The organism is Micromonospora sp. CA-246542, from assembly GCF_050942905.1.
Classification (GTDB): domain Bacteria; phylum Actinomycetota; class Actinomycetes; order Mycobacteriales; family Micromonosporaceae; genus Micromonospora.
The window spans coordinates 5,655,850-5,677,421 of sequence record NZ_CP192040.1; the positions used below are offsets into that span (position 1 = coordinate 5,655,850).

General features: G+C 71.9%; 18 protein-coding genes. 5 read left to right on the plus strand and 13 right to left on the minus strand.

Annotated features, from left to right (window positions below; translation table 11 throughout):
• Positions 1-151: 151 nt before the first annotated feature.
• Both ACQP0N_RS26170 and ACQP0N_RS26175 read left to right on the plus strand, forming a co-directional pair.
• Entirely contained in the window at positions 152-1,396 is a 1,245-nt protein-coding gene (locus ACQP0N_RS26170; protein ID WP_433114872.1) for a cytochrome P450, read from the plus strand.
• Between the two features lie 113 nt (positions 1,397-1,509).
• Positions 1,510-2,550, plus strand: coding sequence for a glycosyltransferase (locus ACQP0N_RS26175; protein WP_433114874.1), 1,041 nt, complete (start codon positions 1,510-1,512; stop codon positions 2,548-2,550).
• A 60-nt stretch (positions 2,551-2,610) separates the two neighbouring features.
• On the opposite strand, the gene ACQP0N_RS26180 is transcribed toward ACQP0N_RS26175, so the two are convergent.
• From ACQP0N_RS26180 to ACQP0N_RS26190, 3 genes are read right to left on the minus strand one after another with little or no spacing between them, the layout of a single operon-like run.
• A complete protein-coding gene (locus ACQP0N_RS26180) occupies positions 2,611-3,261 on the minus strand; it encodes a DUF3618 domain-containing protein (protein ID WP_433114876.1) in 651 nt (216 codons plus the stop codon).
• A complete protein-coding gene (locus ACQP0N_RS26185; protein WP_357397623.1) occupies positions 3,258-3,725 on the minus strand; it encodes a phage holin family protein in 468 nt (155 codons plus the stop codon). Before ACQP0N_RS26185 ends, ACQP0N_RS26180 begins: the two co-directional genes overlap by 4 nt.
• A 31-nt stretch (positions 3,726-3,756) precedes the next feature.
• The gene (locus ACQP0N_RS26190) at positions 3,757-4,581 is read right to left on the minus strand and encodes a hypothetical protein (RefSeq protein ID WP_433114878.1); all 825 of its coding nucleotides are present in this window, start codon (positions 4,579-4,581) and stop codon (positions 3,757-3,759) included.
• Positions 4,582-4,812: 231 nt separating this feature from the next.
• On the opposite strand from ACQP0N_RS26190, the gene ACQP0N_RS26195 reads away from it, so the two are divergent.
• Together ACQP0N_RS26195 and ACQP0N_RS26200 are read left to right on the plus strand one after the other, a co-directional pair.
• Positions 4,813-5,304 carry a DUF4383 domain-containing protein gene (locus tag ACQP0N_RS26195; RefSeq protein WP_433114880.1) on the plus strand — a complete coding sequence of 164 codons (492 nt, stop codon included), beginning with the start codon at positions 4,813-4,815 and terminating at the stop codon, positions 5,302-5,304.
• A gap of 72 nt (positions 5,305-5,376) precedes the next feature.
• Complete coding sequence (locus ACQP0N_RS26200; protein ID WP_433114882.1) at positions 5,377-6,039, plus strand: DUF6766 family protein; 663 nt, start codon at positions 5,377-5,379, stop codon at positions 6,037-6,039.
• 38 nt (positions 6,040-6,077) lie between these two features.
• On the opposite strand, the gene ACQP0N_RS26205 is transcribed toward ACQP0N_RS26200, so the two are convergent.
• From ACQP0N_RS26205 to ACQP0N_RS26240, 8 genes are all read right to left on the minus strand, one after another.
• A complete protein-coding gene (locus tag ACQP0N_RS26205; protein WP_433114884.1) occupies positions 6,078-6,527 on the minus strand; it encodes a GNAT family N-acetyltransferase in 450 nt (149 codons plus the stop codon).
• Between the two features lie 70 nt (positions 6,528-6,597).
• Complete coding sequence (gene obgE, locus ACQP0N_RS26210) at positions 6,598-8,073, minus strand: GTPase ObgE (RefSeq protein WP_355053170.1); 1,476 nt, start codon at positions 8,071-8,073, stop codon at positions 6,598-6,600.
• Positions 8,074-8,166: 93 nt separating this feature from the next.
• Positions 8,167-8,421, minus strand: a complete 255-nt coding sequence (gene rpmA, locus ACQP0N_RS26215) for a 50S ribosomal protein L27 (RefSeq protein WP_043966727.1) — start codon at positions 8,419-8,421, stop codon at positions 8,167-8,169.
• Between the two features lie 11 nt (positions 8,422-8,432).
• Positions 8,433-8,747, minus strand: coding sequence for a 50S ribosomal protein L21 (gene rplU, locus ACQP0N_RS26220; protein ID WP_007464063.1), 315 nt, complete (start codon positions 8,745-8,747; stop codon positions 8,433-8,435).
• A 167-nt stretch (positions 8,748-8,914) separates the two neighbouring features.
• Positions 8,915-9,391 carry a hypothetical protein gene (locus ACQP0N_RS26225; protein ID WP_433114887.1) on the minus strand — a complete coding sequence of 159 codons (477 nt, stop codon included), beginning with the start codon at positions 9,389-9,391 and terminating at the stop codon, positions 8,915-8,917.
• A 141-nt stretch (positions 9,392-9,532) separates the two neighbouring features.
• On the minus strand, positions 9,533-12,598 hold the full coding sequence (locus ACQP0N_RS26230; protein ID WP_433114889.1) for an Rne/Rng family ribonuclease: 3,066 nt from the start codon (positions 12,596-12,598) through the stop codon (positions 9,533-9,535).
• Between the two features lie 131 nt (positions 12,599-12,729).
• The gene (locus tag ACQP0N_RS26235; protein ID WP_433114891.1) at positions 12,730-13,425 is read right to left on the minus strand and encodes a TIGR03936 family radical SAM-associated protein; all 696 of its coding nucleotides are present in this window, start codon (positions 13,423-13,425) and stop codon (positions 12,730-12,732) included.
• A gap of 192 nt (positions 13,426-13,617) precedes the next feature.
• Positions 13,618-15,621, minus strand: coding sequence for a TIGR03960 family B12-binding radical SAM protein (locus ACQP0N_RS26240; RefSeq protein WP_433114892.1), 2,004 nt, complete (start codon positions 15,619-15,621; stop codon positions 13,618-13,620).
• Positions 15,622-16,208: 587 nt separating this feature from the next.
• On the opposite strand from ACQP0N_RS26240, the gene ACQP0N_RS26245 reads away from it, so the two are divergent.
• A complete protein-coding gene (locus tag ACQP0N_RS26245; RefSeq protein ID WP_433114894.1) occupies positions 16,209-17,333 on the plus strand; it encodes a hypothetical protein in 1,125 nt (374 codons plus the stop codon).
• A 55-nt stretch (positions 17,334-17,388) separates the two neighbouring features.
• On the opposite strand, the gene ACQP0N_RS26250 is transcribed toward ACQP0N_RS26245, so the two are convergent.
• Together ACQP0N_RS26250 and ileS are read right to left on the minus strand one after the other, a co-directional pair.
• The gene (locus tag ACQP0N_RS26250; RefSeq protein WP_433114896.1) at positions 17,389-18,078 is read right to left on the minus strand and encodes a lysophospholipid acyltransferase family protein; all 690 of its coding nucleotides are present in this window, start codon (positions 18,076-18,078) and stop codon (positions 17,389-17,391) included.
• 96 nt (positions 18,079-18,174) lie between these two features.
• A complete protein-coding gene (ileS, locus tag ACQP0N_RS26255) occupies positions 18,175-21,321 on the minus strand; it encodes an isoleucine--tRNA ligase (RefSeq protein WP_433114898.1) in 3,147 nt (1,048 codons plus the stop codon).
• Between the last annotated feature and the right edge of the window lie 251 nt (positions 21,322-21,572).

Consider the following 21,572-nt stretch of genomic DNA (forward strand, 5'->3'; position numbering starts at 1 on the left):
GGCGACGGCCCCACCGGCTAGCCAACCAGGTTCCGCCGCCCGTGGGAGGGGCCAGCGGACGCGCTGTCGACGCGGGGATTGCACGGCGGCCACGAGGGTAGACGTGCCCCGGCGGCGACGCGGGCCGCCGCCGGAACCTCGAGGAGGCCCGATGGCGACCATGCCGGCCGACCGCAGCCCGGACAGCACCCTCGCTCTGCTGCGCGCCGGCTACCGGTTCATCGGAGAACGCTGCGACCGCCTGGGCAGCGACGTCTTCTCGACCCGGATCCTGCTCGCGCCGACCATCTGCCTGCGGGGTCGGCCGGCCGCCACCCTGTTCTACGACAACGAGCGCTTCCAGCGCGAGAGCGCCATGCCGCTGCGGATCCAGCGGACCCTCACCGGCCGGGGCGGCGTGCAGGGGCTGGACGGCGCCGCGCACACCGACCGCAAGGCCATGTTCATGTCGATCATGACGCCAGCGGCGATCGGGCGACTCGGGCACCTCTTCGACGCCGAGTGGCGGGCACGGATTCCCGCCTGGGAGGCGGCCGGCGCGGTGCCGCTCTACGACGAGTTGGGCCGGCTGCTGACCCGGGTGGTCTGCGCCTGGGCCGGCGTGCCGCTGGCCACGTCACAGGTCGACCGCCGCGCCGTCGACCTGCACGCCATGATCGAGGGCCCGGCGGTCGTCGGCCCACGGCACTGGCGGGGCCTGCTCGCCCGCCGCCGCGCCGAACGCTGGATCGGCGACCTCGTCGAGCGGACCCGTGTCGGCATCCACCCGGCCCCGGCCGACAGCCCGCTCCGGGTCGTCGCCGAGCACCGCGACACGCGCGGGGCGCTGCTCCCCCGCCGGATCGCCGCCGTCGAACTGCTCAACCTGCTGCGTCCCACGGTCGCCGTGGACCGGTACATCGTCTTCGCCGCGCTCGCTCTGCACGACCATCCCGCCTGGCGACAGCGGGTCCACGGCGACGACGGGGCCACCGAGCAGTTCGTCCAGGAGGTACGCCGCTACTACCCGTTCTTTCCGATGGCCGCGGCCCGGGTCCGGCGCCCCTTCGACTGGCAGGGCCACCACTTCCCGCAGGGGCGGCGGGTGCTGCTCGACCTCTACGGCACGAACCACCACCCGGCGCTCTGGCCCGAACCGGAACTGTTTCGCCCCGAGCGGTTCGCCGACCGACGCGTGGACCCGTTCGCGCTGATCGCGCAGGGCGGCGGCGACCACAGCACCGGGCACCGCTGCGCCGGCGAGTGGATCACCATCGACCTCATGAAGCGGGCGGTCACCCACCTGACCGGCGGCATGCGCTACGACGTGCCGCCGCAGGATCTGCGCCTGGACCTGCACCGGATGCCCGTCCTGCCGCCCGGCCGCATGACCGTCACCAACGTACGCCGCGCCTGAGGTCGTCCCACCGGCGTTGTTCGGTGTCGGTGCTTCGCGCCGGTTTGGACGTCCGCCGTGCGGGCAGGTGCAGCGGACGACCGCGCACCGTACCCACCTGCCCAGGAGGCGCGATGCTCTCTCCGGCCCCCGGTGACATCCCGCGCACCGCGCGTCACGACACCGGCCGAACGCCTCTGCCGATGGCGTACGTCCTGCCGCTGCGCTGGCACACCGACGCCGGCCTGGACGAGCTGACCGGCTACCTGCGCCGGCTCAGCGGTCTCGTCGACGTGATCGTGGTCGACGGGTCACCTCCGGAGTTGTTCGCCCGGCACGCGGCGACCTGGCGCCCGCTGGTGCGGCACCTGCCGCCCGACCCCGCCCGGCGAGGGCTCAACGGCAAGGTGGTAGGGGTGCACACCGGCGTGGGCGTGGCACGGCACGAGCACGTGGTGATCGCCGACGACGACGTCCGGTACGACGAGGCCGGGCTCCACGCGGTGCACCGGCTGCTGGGCCGGGTCGACCTGGTCCGGCCGCAGAACTACTTCGATCCCCTGCCCTGGCACGCCTGGTGGGACACCGGACGGACGCTGCTCAACCGAGCCCTCGGAAACGACTACCCCGGCACCCTCGCGGTACGCCGCAGCACGTTCCTCGCCATGGGCGGGTACGACCCCGACGTGCTCTTCGAGAACCTGGAGCTGATCCGTACCGTCCGCGCCCACGGCGGCGTCGAGGCCGCGCCACCCTGGCTGTACGTACGGCGGCTGCCGCCGGACGCGGCGCACTTCCGGGGCCAGCGGGTCCGCCAGGCGTACGACGATCTGGCCCAGCCGGCCCGCCTGCTGACCGCGCTCGCGGTCCTGCCCGCGCTGGCCACGGCGGTCGCGACCCGCCGGCCGGGGCTGCTGCTCGGCATGACGGCCAGCGTCGTCGCCCTGGCCGAGGCGGGTCGCCGCCGCGCGGCCGGTGCCACCGTCTTCCCACCGACCACCACGCTGGCCGCCCCGCTCTGGCTGCTCGAACGCGGCATCTGCAGCTGGCTCGCGGTAACCCAGCGCCTGCTGAAAGGCGGAGTCCGCTACGGCGACACCAGAATCCGCACCCCGGCCCACCGCCACGAAGTCCCCGCGATCTTGCACTTTCTGCTGGGACAGAAGCCCCGTTAGCCGACAGAGCGGCAACCGGAAGTGCAAGATCGCGGGGAGATACGTCGACGTCGGTGGGTTTCAGGAACTGACCTGCTGGCGGGCCTGCTGTGCCTGGTCCTTGACGTCCTGGGCGGCCGAACGGCCGTCGTCCTTGACCGCGTGCACGGCGTCCTGGGCGGTGGACTTCACCGACTCGGCGGCGTGCTGGGCCGGCTCGCGCAGCTCGTCCTTGAGTTCGCTGGCAACCTCGCCCAGCTTCTCCTTGACGACTCCGCTGTGCTCGCCGACCTTCTCCTTGACCTGGGCGGCCGCCTGCTGCTCCCGGCGGGAGGCGGGGATCAGCGAGGAGGCCAGCCAGCCCACGCCGAAGGCGATCAGACCGGCGGCGAGCGGGTTGCCCTGCGACTTCTCCCGGATCACGCGGGGCGCGCTGTGGGCGGCGTCGCTCACGGAGGAGGCCGCCGAGTGCGCGGCGTCGTTGACGCTGGACGCCGCCGACGACGCGCGGTCGCCCACCGAGTGGGCGGCGTGGCCGGTGCCGTGGCCGAGGTCGGAAGCGGTTCCCATGACCTTGTCCCTCACATTCTGCAGCGCGGAGCGGGCCCGCTGCTTACGGTCGTCGACGATGCGGCTGGGGCTGACCTTGTACGCCAACGCGTCCACATCGGAGCTGAGGCTGTTGCGGGTGGCTTCGATCTCCCGGCGGATCTGGTCGGGGTCGGTGCTCATCGGGTGACTCCCTCCGGGTGGGGCTTGAGCGCGTCGGGGATCCGCTGCACGCTGTCGTTGGTCTGCTTGAGCCCGCGTACGTGCTGGGCGTTCTTCTTGGCCGCCGAGTAGAGGACGGCGGCGACCACGGCCCAGACCACGGCCACGATCAGCGCGGCGAGGCCGGAGTCCATGACGTTGTCCAGGAACTGCCAGATGGCGATCGACACGAAGAGGGCCACCATGTAGCCGCCGAAGCCGGCACCGCCGAAGAGGCCCGCGGCCTTGCCGGCCTTCTTGCCCTCCTGGCGGATCTCGGCCTTGGCCAGCTCGACCTCCTGGCGCATCAGCGTCGACAGGTCGGTGGTGACCTGACGCATCAGGTCACCGAGCGAACTGCCCTTCACCTCGGCCGCGGTGTGCGGGGCACCCGCGTCGGGGTGGTAACCGGAATCCAGTCCGGACCCCTGCGTCGGCATGCTCATGCCGCCGCCTCCCTTCGGATGACTCGGCGCCTCACGGGCGGGGGCTGCCGCTGGACGGCACGCCCGGCAGCGGGTCGGTCTGGGTCACCGGCGGCAGCGGCTGACCGGTGCTCGCCGGCTCGGTGTAGCCGCCCTGGCGGGCCGGGTCGGTGTACCCGCCCGGCGTCGGGTCGGTGTAACCGCCGGAGGTCGGCTCGGTGTAGGTGCCCGGGGTCGGGTCGAGGTAGCCGCCCGCCGGGGTGGCGTCCGCGGCCGTACGGGGCGCCGGCGGCGGGGTGGGGATCACCGCGGTCTGCTCCGGGTCGTACGCGCCCGCGCCGCGGTAACCCGCGGAACCGTTGCCGGAATCGTCACCGGAGGCCGAGATGCCCTTGGTCAGTCGACCGGCCAGCACACCCAGCACCGCCGCGCCGACCAGGAAGGTGCCCGGGTTACGTCGCGCGTAGTCGCGTACCTCGTTGATCAGGTCGCCGGGCTGGCGCTCCTCGAGCCAGCCGGCCACGCCGTGCACCCGGTCGGCGGCCTGGCGGGCGAGCTCGCTCACCGGACCGGCCTGGCCACCCTGCTCGGCCATCGTGCGCATCTCGTCGGCGATCGACCGCAGTCCGCCGGCCGCGCGGCGCTGCTGCTCACCGGTCTGGCTGGCGAGCTGCGTGCGGGCTTCGCCGTAGAGGTTGCGGGCCTGCCGGACGGCCTCACGGCCAACCTCGGTGCCCTGCTCCTTGGCGGTCTGGGCGACCGCGCCACCGGCGTGCGCCGCCTCGGACCCGACGTGCCGGGCCTGCTCGCGGACGCCGCCGCCGTTGGTGGACTCCTGGCCGTAGGTGGAGGAGGTGGGTGACAGATCGTAAGTCATGATTTCCCTTCCGCTCGGAAGTGTCGTCGCGGTTGTTCTGGGGGATGCGGCCGTGTCGCCGTGGCCGCTGACAACTCACCTACCCGGCGTTTTGGCTTCCATACCTGTTCGTGCATTTCTCTGCGCGAGGGTCGGGAGGGACTTCAAAATGGAGGATCGTCGGGCTGCGTCACGTCGCCGCTGCGGACAGCGACGTTCGCGGGACCGGGCAGATCCACGAAAGGGGCACCGATGGCACGAGACGCGCGGGGTGGCCGACCGGCCGCGCCCCGACCGCGGGTGCAGGTCGCCGCGCTGGTCGTGGCCGGGGTCTTCCTGCTGATCGGTGTCCTCGGCTACATCCCCGGCATCACCACCGACTACGGCGATCTCGCCTTCGCCGGGCACCACTCGGACGCCAAACTGCTCGGCGTGTTCCAGGTCTCGATCCTGCACAACGCCGTACACCTGCTCTTCGGGCTGGTGGGTCTGGTGTTGGCCCGCAGCGTCGCCGGCGCGCGGGTCTTCCTGGCCGGGGGCGGCGCGGTCTACCTCGCCCTCTGGCTGTACGGCCTGGCGATCGAGGCGATCGACGAGGAGGGCGGCGCGAACATCCTGCCCGTCAACGGCGCGGACAACTGGCTGCACCTCGCCCTCGGCTTCGGCATGCTGGCCCTCGGCCTGCTGCTGTCGAACGAAGCCGGGACCGGCGGACGCCTCGACACCCCGATCGACCGCCCCTGAGCTGCTACTTCACGCGTTTGAAAGCGAGCAGGCGCGGGGTACGTCACGGATGGTGATCCGTGAAGGGGGTCGATGATGCCTCGCTGGATACGCGACAACGCGCTGGCCGCCGCGATGCTGGGCGCCTTCGGAGTGTTCCTGGTGCTACAGAGCATCTTCGGCTGGCAGACCCACAACGAGGAGCTGGTCGAGTTCGGCGCGGCTCCGCTGAGCTGGCCCTCGTACCTCGCCAGCGGGCACTTCGCCGAGGCCGTCTTCGAGAACTGGGAGTCGGAGTTCCTTCAGATGGGCGGGTACGTGCTGCTCACCGCGTACCTGGTGCAGCGCGGCTCGGCCGAGTCGAAGCCGGTCGACCAGACCGACCGCCCGGAGGACGACGAGCGCCACGCCACCGCGCGGTCGCCGTGGCCGGTACGCGCCGGCGGCCTGCCGCTGGTGGTCTACCGCAACAGCCTCTCCATCGCGCTGCTGTTGATCTTCGCCGGCTCGTTTGTCGGGCACCTGCTCGGCGGCACGGCCGCGTACAACCAGGAGCAGGCGTTGCAGAGCGGAGCGCCGCCGATCAGCGCGTGGGACTTCCTCGGCACGAGCGACTTCTGGTTCCAGTCCATGCAGAACTGGCAGAGCGAGTTCCTGGCGGTCGGCGCCCTGATCCTGCTGAGCATCGTGCTGCGCCAGCACGCGTCACCCGAGTCGAAGCCGGTCACCGTCGCGCACGCCGAGACCGGCGCCTGACGCCGGCCGGACACCCGACGGATCGCCGACGGCAGCCGTCAGGCCGCGACCGGGAGCCGTTTGGCGAAGCAGACGCTGTACGGGTTGCCCACGTACTCGCCGTACACCGGGATCGGTTCGTAGCCGCACGACGTGTACAGCCCGACGGCCGCCGGCAGGTACGTGCCGGTCTCCAGGCAGACCACGGTGTGCCCCTGCTGGAACGCGCACTCCTCCAGGGCGGCGAGCAGTTGCCGGGCGATGCCCCGGCCCCGGTACGCCGGCCGCACGTACATCCGCTTGACCTCGCCGGTGACGGCGTCGAGCGACTGGAGCCCGCCACAGGCGACGGCCCGACCGCGTACCACCACGGCCAGGTAGCGGATGTCGTCGTGGGTGACGGTGACCTGCCCGTCCAACCCGCCGTCAGCGAAGCGCAGCTCACGCTGCTGGGCGACGACCAGGGCGGCGACTTCGGGATCGATGGCGGGCCGCGACTCGATCAGCATCACCCGACGCTAAGCGGGATGGATTTCGCGGAGGTTTCCGGCAATCAACCCGATCACGGAGCGCAACCGGCTACTCGGCGTCATCCTCGATGTCGTCGTCGCCCACGTCCGCGCCGATCTCGTCCGCGCCGGCCTCGTCCTCCGGGCGCACCCGGCGGGCCTTGCGCGCGGCGAGCCGATCCGCCGCCGACGCCCGGCTCGACTTCTCCTCCAGGCGTACGTCGGTGCCCCGGTTACCGGGCACGAACTCCACGCCCGCGTAGAGCGTCGGCTGCCAGTCGAACTCGCGCTCGCCGATCCGGACCAGGTCACCGGGCTCGGCGCCGGCCTTGGCCAGCTTGTCCTCGACACCGAGGCGGGCCAGCCGGTCGGCGAGGTAGCCGACCGCCTCGTCGTTGTCGAAGTTGGTCTGCTTGACCCACCGCTCCGGGCGTACGCCGCGCACGGTGAACGACCCGTCGGCCTCCGCCGTGATGGTGAAGCCGGCGTCGTCCACGGCCATCGGCCGGATCACGATCCGGGTCGGCTCGGCCGGCGGGGCGGCCTTACGCTCGGCCTCGACCAGCTCGGCCATCGCGTACGTCAGCTCCTTGAGCCCTTCCCGGGTGGCCGCGGAGACCTCGAACACCCGGTAGCCGCGCTCCTCGAGGTCGGGGCGGACGATCTCGGCGAGGTCCCGGCCGTCCGGCACGTCGACCTTGTTCACGGCCACCAGTCGGGGGCGGTCGGTCAGCCCGCCGTACTGGCTCAGCTCGGCCTCGATCGCGTCGATGTCGGCGACCGGGTCGCGACCCGGCTCCAGCGTCGCCGAGTCGATCACGTGCACCAGGACCGCGCAGCGCTCGATGTGCCGCAGGAACTCCAGGCCCAGGCCCTTGCCGGTGGCCGCGCCGGGGATCAGGCCCGGCACGTCGGCGACGGTGAAGGTGTGGTTGTCCAGCCGGACCACGCCGAGGTTGGGCACGAGGGTGGTGAACGGGTAGTCGGCGATCTTCGGCTTCGCGGCGGAGATCACCGAGATCAGCGACGACTTGCCGGCCGACGGGAAACCCACCAGGCCCACGTCGGCGACACTCTTCAGCTCCAGCACGATGTCGAGCTGGTCGCCGGGCTCCCCCAGTTCGGCGAAGCCGGGCGCCTTGCGCTTGGCGTTGGCCAGCGAGGCGTTGCCGCGCCCACCGCGCCCGCCCCGGGCCACCTCGAAGGTGGTGCCGGCGCCGACCATGTCGGCCAGCACGGTGCCGTCGGTGGTCTGCACGACCGTACCGTTGGGCACCTTGAGCACCAGGTTGTGGCCGTTGGCCCCGTCCCGGTTCGACCCGGCGCCGCCCTTGCCGTTGTCGGCCTTGACGTGCGGGTGGAAATGGAAGTCGAGCAGCGTGGTCACCTGCGGGTCGACCACCAGCGACACGCTGCCGCCGTGGCCGCCGTTGCCGCCGTCCGGCCCTCCGAAGGGCTTGAACTTCTCGCGGTGGATCGAGACACAACCGTGCCCACCATCGCCGGCCTGCAGATGCAGGACGACCCGGTCAACGAACGTCGCCACGGCGTCAATCCTTCCAGCGAGGGTCGTCCCCGCACTTCGAAAAAACCAAGCGGGCCGGGACCCGGAGGTCCGCGGCCCGCTCAGCGAAGAGAACTACTGCTGCGGAACAATGCTGACGGTCTTGCGACCGCGCTTGGTGCCGAACAGAACCGAGCCGGCGGCCAGGGCGAACAGCGTGTCGTCGCCGCCACGGCCGACCAGGTCACCGGGGTGGAACTTGGTGCCACGCTGCCGGATGAGGATCTCACCGGCGCTGACGACCTGACCACCGAAGCGCTTCACGCCGAGTCGCTGGGCCGCGGAATCGCGACCGTTACGCGAGCTGGACGCACCCTTTTTGTGAGCCATTGGAGGACGACCTACTTCCCGCTGGAGATGCCGGTCACCTTGACCTGGGTCAACGGCTGGCGGTGACCCTGGCGCTTGTGGTAGCCGGTCTTGTTCTTGAACTTGTGGATCCGGATCTTCGGGCCCTTGGTGTGCGCGGCGATCTCGCCGGACACCGCGACCTCGGCAAGCTTCGCCGCGTCGGTCACCAGGTCGTCACCGTCGACGAGGAGCACCGCGGTGAGCTTCACCGCGTCACCGGGGGCACCGGTGAGCTTCTCGACCTCGATCACGTCGCCCTCGGCGACCTTGTACTGCTTGCCGCCGGTCTTGACGATCGCGTACATCGGAGGCGGACTCCCTGTCGTTGAGGCTGCTGACTGGTCGTCCCCGCGGCGGCTCGCCGGGTAGCAGTGCACGGCGGCGCGGGCACGCGGGAACTCGGCACACCAAAGGTGGGCCGTAGGCAAGAGTACGGCATGGCGGGCGCGGACCCCAAACCGGCCCGCCCTGGTCACCGGCCGCAGAGCTGATCGAGGCGCTGCTGGAGCCGGTCCAGTTCGGTCTCGTCGATCGACTCGACGTCGACCCCGAGGGCGGTGACCTCCGTGCCGAGGTCACTGAGCAACGTCCTGAGCTGCGCGTCGGTGGCCTGAGCGCCCTGCTCCCGCAGCGCCGCCCGCCAGTCGGCCAGGGCCGCCTGCGCCCGGCTCCGGGCCGCGTCGGCCGTCACGGTGTCACCCGCGCCCACCGCGGCGACCATCTGGCCCAGCCCCTCGACATATTCCCGGACGGCGGTGGTCCCGGCCCGCCGCGCCTCGGCACAGACCCGGGCGTCACCGCCCGCCGCGCCACCGCCCAGCGGCGTAGCGGCCGAACCCGTCGGCGCGGGACCCCCGGTCGGGTCCGCACCACCCGGGCGGCCGTCGGAGCAGGCCGCCGAAGCCAGGAGTACGGCTACCAGCAGGGTACGAGCGAGCAGGCGACGCATCTTCTTCTCCTGACCGGGGCCGAGCGTTCCCGCGTCGCGGTGACCCGAGCGACGAGGTCCCTCCCCCGTCACATTGCCGGGAAAGGGACCTCGTCAAACACCGGGCCGGTCAGCCGTCAGGGACGGCGGGCGGGTCAGCCGTCAGGGGCGGGTCCGTCGGCGGGCGCCACCCCGGCGGGAACGACGACGTCCGGTGCCACCCTCGGCGGCCTCCTCGTCGCCGTCGGCGTCGGCGAGAGCGTCCGGGTCGTCCGCCGCGGCCAGCCGGGCCGACTCACCCCGCTGACTGTCGGACACCGCCGGAGCGGCCTCCGTCTCCGTCTCGTACCGGGACAGGTCGTACCCCATGGTGTCCTGGTAGTCGGCGTCCGGTTCGGCGAGGTTGTCGGTGTCGACGACCTCGACCACGGCGCGCTCGGCCGGGGCGCTCTTGCGCGCCCGGCGGCGGGAGGACGGCGTGCCGTTCTCCGCGGCCGGGGCGGCCGGGGCGGCGGACGGCGTCGACGACGCGACGGCCTTGACCTTCTCCGCGGCCCCGCCGTTGCGCGGCTTCTCCGGCACCGGCTCGGTGTGGATGATGACGCCCCGGCCCTTGCAGCAGTCGCAGGTCTCGCTGAACGCCTCCAGCAGGCCCGCGCCGATCCGCTTGCGGGTCATCTGCACCAGACCGAGCGAGGTGATCTCGGTGACCTGGTGCTTGGTGCGGTCCCGGCCCAGGCACTCGGTGAGCCGGCGCAGCACCAGCTCCCGGTTCGACTCGAGCACCATGTCGATGAAGTCGATCACCACGATGCCGCCGATGTCCCGCAGCCGGAGCTGGCGGACGATCTCCTCCGCCGCCTCCAGGTTGTTGCGGGTGACCGTCTCCTCCAGGTTGCCGCCGGAGCCGGTGTACTTGCCGGTGTTCACGTCGACGACCGTCATGGCCTCGGTCTTGTCGATCACCAGCGAACCACCGGACGGCAGGAACACCTTACGGTCCAGACCCTTGATGATCTGCTCGTCGATCCGGTACTCGGCGAACACGTCGTTCGTACCGACGTGCCGGCGGACCCGGTCGACCAGGTCCGGGGAGACGTGCGACAGGTACGACTCGACCATGCCGTACGACTGCTCGCCCTCGATGACCAGCTCGCGGAAGTCCTCGTTGAACAGGTCGCGGACCACCCGGATGACCAGGTCGGGCTCCTCGTAGAGCAGCACCGGGGCGCCACCCTCGGCGGCCTTGGCCTGGATGTCCTCCCACTGCGCCTGCAACCGCTTGACGTCGCGGGCCAGCTCGTCCTCGCTGGCGCCCTCGGCGGCCGTCCGGACGATCACGCCGGCGCCGTCCGGAACCAGCTTCTTGAGCACGTCCCGCAGCCGCTTGCGCTCGGTGTCCGGCAGCTTGCGGCTGATCCCGGACGCGTTGCCGTTGGGCACGTAGACCAGGTGCCGGCCGGAGAGCGCGATGTGGCTGGTCAGCCGTGCGCCCTTGTGCCCGATCGGGTCCTTGGTGACCTGGACCAGCACCGAGTCGCCGGAGCGCAGCGCCTGCTCGATCGAGCGGGCCCGCCCCTCCAGCCCGGAGGTGTCCCAGTTGACCTCGCCCGCGTAGAGCACCGCGTTGCGGCCCCGGCCGACGTCGACGAACGCCGCCTCCATGCTGGGCAGCACGTTCTGGACCTTGCCCAGGTAGACGTTGCCGGCCATGGTGCCGGAGGAGTTGCGGGTGACGTAGTGCTCGACCAGCACCCCGTCCTCCAGGACGGCGATCTGGGTACGGTCGCCGCGCTGCCGGACCGCCATCACCCGGTCCACCGCCTCCCGGCGGGCCAGGAACTCCGACTCGCTGAGGATCGGCGGCCGCGTACGGCGCTGCTCCCGGCCGTCCCGGCGACGCTGGCGCTTGGCCTCCAGCCGGGTCGAGCCGGACACGCCCTGGACCTCGTCGACCGTACGACGGGGTTCGCGGATCTTGACCACGGTCGGCACACCGTCGTCGGCGGCCCCCTCGGTGTCACCCGCGCCCCGGCGACGACGCCGACGGCGACGACGGGTCATCCCGTCCCCGCCCTCGGACTCCTCGTCCTCGTCGCCCTCGCCCTCGGACTCGGCCTCGGCGGTCTCCTCGTCGGCCTGCGCCGCCTCGTCGGAATCCTCGTCCTCGGCGTCGTCAGCGCCACCCTTGCCCCGGCCCCGACCACGGCGACCACGGCGACGGCGACGGCGCGCGGCGGCGCTGTCCTCGTCGTCCTCGTCCGCCTCGGTGGCCTCGTCGGCCTCCTCGGTCGGCTCCTCCTCGGCCTCGACGGCCTCGATCGGCTCCACCGGCTCGACCGGCTCCGCGTCGCGGCGGCCGCGCCGCCGACGACGGGAGGGCTCGGCCTCGACGGCCGGCTCCTCGGCGACCGGCTCGGGCTCGGCCGGGCGGGTCACCGGCACGGCGTCCGGCTGGGGTGCCATGAACAGCACGGTGGGCGCGGAGAGCGCGGCGCGACGACGGCGGGTCTTCGGCGGCTCGGCCTCGATGGCCTCGGCCGGCTCGACCGGCTCGTCGGTCACATTCGCCACGGCGACACCGGGCGCGACATCCCCGAACGCCTGCTCGGCCGTGCTCGGCGAGGTCTGCGCCTCGTCCAGCTCGGCTTCGGCCTCCCGCAGGTCGGACTCGGCCGGCGTCTCGTCGGCCGGGACGGGCTCGGTGACGGCGGCCGGCTCCTCGGCGGCCGGCTCCGACTCGACGGCGGCGGGCTCCGGCTCGGTGACCGCGGGCGTGGCCTTCTTCCGCCGGGTGCGGGTCACCTTGACCGGGGGAACCACCTCGGGGGACGACAGCTCCGCGCTGGCCGCGGCCAGCGGCTCCTCGGCGGTCGTCTCGACCGGAGCGGCCTTACGACGGCGGCGCGGGGTCTTCGGCGGGACGTCGAGGTCACCGGAGATCGGGGCGAAGACCTCCGCCTGCGGCGACTCGACGGCGCCGAGCCCACCGGTGGACGCCTCGACGGGCGCCTCGGCCTGTTCCGGCTGGTTGAGCGGGGCGGCCCGACGCCGGGTGGCCCGCGCCCGTCGCGGCTTCGCGGCGGGCTCGGCGCTCTCCGTCCCGGCCTGCTCCGCGCCGGCGGCCTGCTCGGTGCCGGCGGTGCTGTCGGTGCTGCTCTGCTCAGCGGTCTCCCCGGCCGGCTGTGAACCGGTCCGTTCGCCGCCCTCGGGCTCGTTCTCGAGCATGGACGTTCTCCAGTTCTGGCTGCCCCGGGCGCGGGTGAGCGCTGCCACGCAGGGTCGCCGCAAAAGTGTTTCCGCCGGGCGCGCGTGGTGCGCGACCGCCGAAGTCTGCCTGCAAGAGCGCTGACCGTCGGTCAGTGCCCAACGATGGCTGCCCCGCCGCGGTCCGCATCCAACGGATCCACGATCGCACCCTGCGCGGTCAGCGTGCCCTGAGCCAGCCGGGTCACCCTCGGCGAGACCGGCGGCTCCAGGTCGGCCACCACGCGGAGGCCGGAAAGGACGTCATCGGGTCGCACGGACGGAGTGACCTGCCGTACGACCAGTTCGAGTATCGCACACGGTACGGCCGGCACCCCGGAAGGCGTCTGCGTCGAGGGGAGGGCATCGATCGATATGACTGCCGCGCGAGCGTCGAAGGTGCGTCGCCCCTGCTTGGTCATCCGCTCGACCAGAACCTCGTCGGCGGCGGTGAACGCGTCCACGGCGGCGCGCAGGGTCTCCGTGTCGACCTCGGGCAGCTCGATGTGCCAGTGCGACGCCTCGATCCGGTCGGCCAGGCTGCCACCCTCGGCGATCACCACCTCCAGCACGTCCAGCCCGGGTGAGAGCGCGGCGTCGAGCGCGGCGCGCAGCGCCTCCGGGTCGACCGGGGCCTGAAGGCCGATCTCCAGGTACTCCGCCTCGCTGGCCACCCCGGTCGGGGCGGCGCTGGCGTAGGAGATCTTCGGGTGCGGGGTGAAGCCCTGGGAGAACGCGATCGGTACGGCGGCACGACGCAGCGCGCGCTCGAAGGCCCGGGCGAAGTCCCGGTGCGAGGTGAACCGCAACGGCCCGCGCTTGGCGTACCGGATGCGGGCGCGCTGGACGATCGGCGCCTGCCCACCCTCCGGCTGGTTTCTCTTACTGATCGTCTCGCTCCTCGAAACTCAGCACCTCGTTGATCATGAAGTTATTGTCGGCGACACGCCGTGGCGCGGGCAACAACTTCATGATCGACGCGAGCGACCCGTCGGGGTCGGTCAGGGGGCGGGGGTCTTCAGGGGGGTGATCGGCGTCAGGGGGAGGAGTTTCTTGCCCGTCGGGCCGATCTGGATCTCGGTGTCCATGGAGGGGCAGACACCGCAGTCGAAGCACGGGGTCCACCGGCAGTCGTCCTGCTCGAACCCGCTAACCGAATCCTGCCAGTCCTGCCAGAGCCAGTCCTTGTCCAGGCCCGAGTCCAGGTGGTCCCAGGGCAGGACCTCCAGCTCGTCGCGCTGGCGGGTGGTGTACCAGTCGAGATCCACCCCGAACGCGGGCAGCGTCTCGGCCGCCGCGTCCACCCAACGCTGGTACGAGAAGTGCTCGCTCCACCCGTCGAACCGGCCGCCGTTCTCCCAGACCCGGCGGATCACCGCGCCGACGCGGCGGTCACCCCGGGAGAGCAGCCCTTCGATGAGCGAGGGCTCGCCGTCGTGGTAGCGGTAGCCGATGGCCCGGCCCAGCGAGCGGTCCGCGTTGATGGCCTGCTTGAGGATCTTGAGTCGGTGGTCGATGACCTCCGGACGCTCCATCGCGGCCCACTGGAACGGGGTGTGCGGCTTCGGCACGAACCCGCCGATGGAGACCGTGCAGCGGATGTCCTTGGAGCCGGTGGCGGCCCGACCGGCCCGGATCACCTCGTGGGCCATCTCCGCGATCTCGAGGACGTCCTCGTCGGTCTCGGTGGGCAGGCCGCACATGAAGTAGAGCTTCACCTGCCGCCAACCGTTGCTGTACGCGGTGACGACCGTGCGGATCAGGTCTTCCTTCGACACCATCTTGTTGATGACCTTGCGGATCCGCTCCGACCCGCCCTCCGGGGCGAAGGTCAGACCGGTACGCCGCCCGTTGCGGGACAGCTCCTGCGCGAGGTCGATGTTGAAGGCGTCCACCCGGGTCGACGGCAGCGACAGCGAGACGTTCGTGCCCTCGTACTGCTGGGCCAGGCCCGAGCACATGTCGCCGATCTCGGAGTGGTCGGCCGAGGAGAGCGACAGCAGGCCCACCTCGTTGAAGCCGGAGAACTCCAGGCCCTCCCGCACCATCTGCCCCACCGTGGTGATCGACCGCTCGCGCACCGGGCGGGTGATCATGCCGGCCTGGCAGAAGCGGCAGCCCCGGGTGCAGCCCCGGAAGATCTCCACGGCGTACCGCTCGTGCACCGTCTCGGCGAGCGGCACGAGGGGCTTCTTCGGGTACGGCCACGCGTCCAGGTCCATCGTCGTGCGCTTGTGCACCCGGAACGGCACGTCCGCCCGGTTCGGCACGACCCGCTGGATCCGGCCGTCCGGCAGGTAGTCCACGTCGTAGAAGCGCGGCACGTAGACGCTTTCGGTGCGGGCCAGCCGCAGCAGCAGCTCGTCGCGGCCACCCGGGGAGCCCTCGGCCTTCCACTCCCGGACGATCGCGGTGATCTCCAGGACGGCCTCCTCGCCGTCGCCGAGCACCGCGGCGTCGATGAAGTCGGCGATCGGCTCCGGGTTGAACGCGGCGTGCCCACCGGCCACGATCACCGGGTCGGCGTCGGTACGGTCGGCGGCCAGCAGCGGAATGCCGGCCAGGTCGATCGCCGTGAGCATGTTGGTGTAGCCCAGCTCGGTGGAGAAGGAGATGCCGAACACGTCGAACTTGCGCACCGGCCGGTGCGCGTCGACGGTGAACTGCGGCACGCCGTGCGTGCGCATCAGGCTCTCCAGGTCGGGCCAGACCGCGTACGTCCGCTCGGCGAGGGTGTCGGGCAGCTCGTTGAGCACCTCGTAGAGGATCTGCACACCCTGGTTGGGCAGGCCCACCTCGTACGCGTCGGGATACATCAGCGCCCAGCGCACCGTCGCCGCGTCCCAGTCCTTGACGACCGCGCCCAGTTCACCGCCGACGTACTGGATCGGCTTGGAGATCTGCGGGAGCAACGGCTCGAGCCGGGGCCAGATCGACGGCTCCGAGCTGGAGCCGTCGCTCGAATTGGTCGCGGCCGCGCGCGGCGTCGTGGACGGGGCACTCATGATGCCCAAGGGTACGCGCCCGCCCGACGGTGACCGCGCGCACGCCACGATGCCGGCCGACCGGCCGCCCCGGGCACGCGCTCGGTGCCCGGGCGGCGGTGGTGGCGGCACGGTACTAACCTCGGACCGGCGCGAGAGGAGATTGCCGCGATGCCGGAGCCCCAGCCGGGAGCACGGCCGGCCGACGGGCGCACCCCTGGCCCGAAGCCGGACGACGCGCCGGCGGTCGCCGACGAGTCGACCTCCCCACCCGTACCCCGGATCAGCCTGCCGTCCCCGACGGCCCGGAGCCCCGGTCGAACCGACCGCCGCCGCCCCGGCGGAGGCGGCGACGCCCGAGCCCGCGGCGAAGCCGGACCCGACGCTGCCCGAGCCGGCAGCCGAGCCGGACCCGACGGCAAAGGAGCCGGCAGCCGAGCCGGACCCGACGGCAAAGGAGCCGGCAGCCGGGCCGGACCCGACGGCGAAGGAGCCGGCAGCCGAGCCCGAGCCGGCCGACAAGCCCGAGCCGTACCCGACTGCCCCCGAGCCCGCGGCCGAGACCAGGCCGGCTGCCGGGCCCGAGCCCACCGCCCGCGAGCGTGTGGGTGACGGCCCCGACTCCCCGCCGCGCCGCCCGCGCCCCGGTGGAGCGGGTCCGCGCCGGTTCCGCCTCCGCTGCCGCGTCGGCGCGCCTGGGGGAGTCGGCCGAGCCGACCCCGCCACCGCCGTTGCCGGAGCAGCCGCTGGAGCACCGCACCCCGGTCGACCCGTGGGCCGGGGTGGACACCGGTGGCTGGGACCTGCCGTCCGCCGAACTGCCCCCGCTGCCGCCGACGCTCGGCTACCCGGTCCCGCCGGCCACCCGGCAGTGGCCCGGGCCGCCCGCCGGCGCGCACCCCGTCTCACCACCGCCCGTCGGGACGCACCCCGTCTCGCCGCCGCCTCACCACCAACCCGCCGCCCACCCGCCACCGCCGGCCTACCTGCCGCCGGTCGCCTACCCGCCACCGCACGCCCGACCTGCCCCACCGCCTCCACCCACCGCCGCCGGGCCCGCCGCGCCGGTCCGGCCGGCGCCGCCCGCCCGGGTGCCGAAACAGCGCCGGGGGCGGGGTCCGGCCACGGCGCCGCCGGGTGGGGAGGCCTCCAAGGGGTACCCGCCCCCTCGACCACGCCGCCGCCGGCGTCGCTGGCCGTGGCTTCTGCTGCTCAGCCTGGCCTGCTGCTGTGGTTGCCCGGCCTACTACGGCCTGCCGATCTCGTCCCAGTACCCGGCCAGCGCCGCGCTGCCCGAGCAGGTCGCCGACCTGAGCCTGCGGCAGGACGACAGCAGCTCCGAGACGGCCAAGCAGTTGGAGAAGGAGGTACGCCAGGAGCACCTGCTGGCCGAGGACACCTTCGCGGGCGTCTACCGGACGGCGGATGGCAAGCAGGTGACGGTCTTCGGCGGCACCGGCTTCCGGCTGACCCCCGAGGCGGACGCGGACGAGGAGATCACGCGGCTCGGTGAGCGCTACGCGCTGGAGGCCCCCGAGACGGTGCGGACCGGCGTACGGGGTCGGTACGAGCGCTGCGCGATCGGTCGGCCAGCCGAGGGTGAGGTGGTGGTGTGCACCTCGGTCGACCACGGCAGCATCGCCACCGGGGTGTTCACCCGGCTCTCTGTCTCGGACAGCGCGACGTTGCTGGACACCCTGCGCACGCAGATCGTCCAGCCCAAGCAGGGCTGAGCCGCATCCGTGACGCTGGGTGAGGTCACGCGGACGACGTGGGGCGGGGCAGAGGTCAGACCTCGCTGGCCGGGTCGGTTTCGGCGCGCTTCGGGGCGTAGCGGGGGATGTACTCCTGGCCCGTGAGCTTCTGGATCTCGCTCATCACCTCGTCGGTCATCTGCCGCAGCGAGGTGCGATCGTCCGGGCGGCCGGTGAAGTCCAGCGGCTTTCCGAACTTCACGGTGATCTTGGCAGTGCCGGGGCGGGGTACCCGGGCCCCGATCGGCTGCGCCTTGTCCGTGCCGATCGTGCCCACCGGAATGATCGGCACACCGGCGGCGATCGCCAGCCGGGCCGCCCCGGTCCGGCCCCGGTAGAGCTTGCCGTCCGGGGAGCGGGTGCCCTCCGGGTAGACCACCACCAGATCACCGCCCCGCAACGCCGGGATCGCCGCGTCGAACGCGGACAGCGCGGCACGCCCACCGGCCCGTTCGACCGGGATGGCGCCCAGACCGGTGAGGACGAACTTCGAGAACGCACCCTTCGCGCCGGTGCCGGTGAAGTACTCGGACTTGGCCCAGAACGCCAGATGCCGGGGCACCACCGTGCCGAGGAACAGCTCGTCCGCCACCGAGAGGTGGTTGCCAGCGAAGATCGCGCCGCCGGTCTCCGGCACGTGTTCCAGACCCTCCACGGTCGGGCGGAACGCCAACCGCAGCGCGGGCGCCACGGTGAGCTTGCCGATGGTGTAGAGCAGGGGCACTGGTCCTCCGGCAGATGAGGTGCGAACAGGCGGTGTCACGGTAGCGGACGCCCCCACACCCCGCCGACGGAGGTGGGAGGCGTCCGCGTGCGTGTTCTACGACCGACGGACGGTGACCGTCACCCGCTCACCCTCGCCCACCTCACCGGCGAAACCGTCGAGGCCCTCGGCGAAGTCGACCGAGTCGGCCAGCACCTCACCGGCGACGAAATCGACGTACGCGCTCACCGCCGCGCGTACCTCCTCGGACGCCGACACCGACACCACGATGCGGTCCGAGACGTCCAGGTCGGCGTCGCGGCGGGCCTGCTGCACCACCCGCACCACGTCGCGGGCCAGGCCCTCGGCGGCCAGCTCCGGGGTGACCTCGGTGTCGAGCACCACCACGCCCTCGCCACCGGGCAGCGGCGCGGAGTGCTCGGCGTCGGCGGCCACGAGACGCAGCTCGTACTCGCCCTCGGCCAGGGTGATGCCGGCCGCCACCGGAGCGCCCTCGACCAGCTCCCAGTCGCCCGCCTTGACCGCCTTGATCACCTGCTGGACCTGCTTGCCGACGCGCGGGCCGAGCGCCCGCGGCACCACGGTCAACACCTGCTCGCAGTACGCGGACAGCTCGGCACTGAACTCCACCGCCTTCACGTTGACCTCGTCGGCGATCAGGTCGGCGAACGGGCGCAGTTGCTCCGCCGCCGGGGACGCCACGGTCAACGTCGACAGCGGCAGCCGTACCCGCAGCCCCTTGGCCTTGCGCAACGACAGCGCCGCCGAGGCGACCGCCCGCACGTTGTCCATCGCCGCGACGAGGTCGTGGTCGGCCGGGAACTCCTCGGCGGACGGCCAGTCGGTCAGGTGCACCGACCGCTCGCCCGTCAGGCCACGCCAGATCTCCTCCGCGGTCAGCGGCGCGAGCGGCGCCACCACCCGGCAGAGCGTCTCCAGCACCGTCGACAGCGTGTCGAAGGCGTTGGCGTCACCCGACCAGAACCGGTCCCGGGACCGGCGCACGTACCAGTTGGTCAGCGCGTCCAGGTAGGACCGGACGGTGGCGCACGCGCCCGAGATGTCGTACGCGTCCATCTGCGCGCCGACCGTCGCCACCAGCTCGTTGGTCTTCGCCAGGAGGTACCGGTCGAGCAGGTGCGTCGAGTCGGTGCGCCGCCGCGCCTGATACCCGTCGGCGTTGGCGTACAGCGAGAAGAAGTACCAGACGTTCCATAGCGGCAGCAGCACCTGGCGTACCGCGTCGCGGATCAGCGTCTCGGTGACCGCCATGTCACCGCCGCGCAGCACCGGCGACGACATCAGCATCCAGCGCATCGCGTCCGACCCGTACGAGTCGAACACGTGGTAGACGTCCGGGTAGTTGCGCAGGCTCTTGGACATCTTGCGCCCGTCCGAGCCGAGCAGGATGCCGTGGCTCAGGCAGTTGCGGAACGCCGGCCGGTCGAACAGCGCGGTGGCCAGCACGTGCATGGTGTAGAACCAGCCGCGGGTCTGCCCGATGTACTCGACGATGAAGTCACCCGGGTAGTGGTGCTCGAACCAGTCCGCGTTCTCGAACGGGTAGTGCACCTGGGCGAACGGCATCGACCCGGACTCGAACCAGCAGTCCAGCACCTCCGGCACCCGGCGCATCATCGACTGCCCGGTCGGGTCGTCCGGGTTGGGGCGGACCAGGTCGTCCACCGCCGGTCGGTGCAGGTCGCTCAGGCGTACGCCGAAGTCCCGCTCGATGTCGGCGAGCGATCCGTAGACGTCCAGGCGCGGGTAGTTCGGGTCGTCGGACTTCCACACCGGGATCGGCGAGCCCCAGAACCGGTTCCGGCTGATCGACCAGTCCCGGGCGTTGGCCAGCCACTTGCCGAACGAGCCGTCCTTGATGTGGCCGGGCGTCCAGTTGATCTCCTGGTTCAGCTCGACCATCCGGTCCCGGAACTGGGTCACCGCCACGAACCACGACGACACCGCCTTGTAGACCAGCGGGGTGTCGCAGCGCCAGCAGTGCGGGTACGAGTGGGTGTAGGTGTCCTGCCGCAGCACCACCCCCCGCTCCTTCAGCTCCCGGATCACCGGCTTGTTGACGTCGAAGACCTGCTCACCCTGGTACGGCGGGACGAGCGCGGTGAACCGCGTGTGATCGTCCACGGTGACGATGGTGGGGATGCCGGCGGCGTTGCAGACGTTCTGGTCGTCCTCACCGAACGCCGGGGCGAGGTGCACGATCCCGGTGCCGTCCTCGGTGGTGACGAACTCCGCGCCGAGCACCTGGTACGCGTTGTCGCCCGCCCGCTCGACGAGGAAGTCGAACAGCGGCGTGTAACGGCGTCCGACCAGGTCCCGGCCGTACACCGTGCCGACCTGCTCGTACCCGTCCAGTTCCTTGGCGTACGCGGCCAGCCGCGCCGCCCCCACCACGAACCGCTCCCCGCCCCGGTCGAGCACCGCGTACTCGATGTCCGGGCCGACGGCGAGCGCCAGGTTCGACGGCAGGGTCCACGGCGTGGTGGTCCAGACGCCCAGCTTGACCGGCCCGCGCAGCAACTCCGGGGCGGACTCGTCGGCGGTCAGCCCGAACCACACGGTCAGCGTCGGGTCGTGCCGGTCCCGGTAGACGTCGTCCATCCGGGTCTCGGTGTTCGACAGCGGCGTCTCGCAGCGCCAGCAGTACGCCAGCACCCGGAAACCCTCGTAGATCAGACCCTTGTCGTGCAGGGTCTTGAAGGCCCACATGACGCTTTCCATGTAGTCCAGGTCGAGGGTCTTGTAGTCGTTGGTGAAGTCGACCCAGCGGGCCTGCCGGTTGATGTACCGCTCCCAGTCCTGGGTGAACTCCAGCACCGACGTGCGGCAGGCCTCGTTGAACCGGGCAACGCCCAGGTCGATGATCTCGGCTTTGCTGGTGATGCCGAGCTGCTTCTCGGCCACCACCTCGGCGGGCAGGCCGTGGCAGTCCCAGCCGAAGCGCCGCTCGACGTGCCGGCCGAGCATGGTCTGGTAGCGCGGCACCACGTCCTTGACGTACCCGGTGAACAGGTGGCCGTAGTGCGGCAGGCCGTTGGCGAACGGCGGCCCGTCGTAGAAGACGTACTCATTCTTGCCGTCGGTCCCGGCGGGACGGGCCTCGATGCTGGCCTCGAAGGTCTTGTCGGCCGTCCAGTGCTCCAGCACCCGGCGCTCGACCGCGGGCAGGTCCGGGCTCGCCGGGACACCGGCGGCGGTCGGGTCGTGCAGTGGATAGGCCATCGCCTGTCGCTCTCCTCGCAGCTCACTCAACGTGGGTCTGCGAGGACGAACCGCCGGGGTACGCCGACAACGACGCTCCCCGGGTGGCCCGCGGTACCACCCCGCTTGGCGGTCAGGATCGACCGCCCGCTCATTGGCCGGCTGTGACGGGCCGGACCCGTCCGGTTCTACTGGGCCGGTCACCCGGCTGTTCTTCCGGAGGCTCACCGGTGATAGCCGGTTCATCGCCATACGAAACACAACGATACAAG

Coding starts and splice junctions, on each gene's coding strand:
- ACQP0N_RS26170 (WP_433114872.1), top strand. CDS start 152: ATGGCGACCATGCCGGCCGACCGCAGCCCGGACAGCACCCTCGCTCTG.
- ACQP0N_RS26175 (WP_433114874.1), top strand. CDS start 1,510: ATGCTCTCTCCGGCCCCCGGTGACATCCCGCGCACCGCGCGTCACGAC.
- ACQP0N_RS26180 (WP_433114876.1), bottom strand. CDS start 3,261: ATGAGCACCGACCCCGACCAGATCCGCCGGGAGATCGAAGCCACCCGC.
- ACQP0N_RS26185 (WP_357397623.1), bottom strand. CDS start 3,725: ATGAGCATGCCGACGCAGGGGTCCGGACTGGATTCCGGTTACCACCCC.
- ACQP0N_RS26190 (WP_433114878.1), bottom strand. CDS start 4,581: ATGACTTACGATCTGTCACCCACCTCCTCCACCTACGGCCAGGAGTCC.
- ACQP0N_RS26195 (WP_433114880.1), top strand. CDS start 4,813: ATGGCACGAGACGCGCGGGGTGGCCGACCGGCCGCGCCCCGACCGCGG.
- ACQP0N_RS26200 (WP_433114882.1), top strand. CDS start 5,377: ATGATGCCTCGCTGGATACGCGACAACGCGCTGGCCGCCGCGATGCTG.
- ACQP0N_RS26205 (WP_433114884.1), bottom strand. CDS start 6,527: ATGCTGATCGAGTCGCGGCCCGCCATCGATCCCGAAGTCGCCGCCCTG.
- rpmA (WP_043966727.1), bottom strand. CDS start 8,421: ATGGCTCACAAAAAGGGTGCGTCCAGCTCGCGTAACGGTCGCGATTCC.
- rplU (WP_007464063.1), bottom strand. CDS start 8,747: ATGTACGCGATCGTCAAGACCGGCGGCAAGCAGTACAAGGTCGCCGAG.
- ACQP0N_RS26225 (WP_433114887.1), bottom strand. CDS start 9,391: ATGCGTCGCCTGCTCGCTCGTACCCTGCTGGTAGCCGTACTCCTGGCT.
- ACQP0N_RS26230 (WP_433114889.1), bottom strand. CDS start 12,598: ATGCTCGAGAACGAGCCCGAGGGCGGCGAACGGACCGGTTCACAGCCG.
- ACQP0N_RS26240 (WP_433114892.1), bottom strand. CDS start 15,621: ATGAGTGCCCCGTCCACGACGCCGCGCGCGGCCGCGACCAATTCGAGC.
- ileS (WP_433114898.1), bottom strand. CDS start 21,321: ATGGCCTATCCACTGCACGACCCGACCGCCGCCGGTGTCCCGGCGAGC.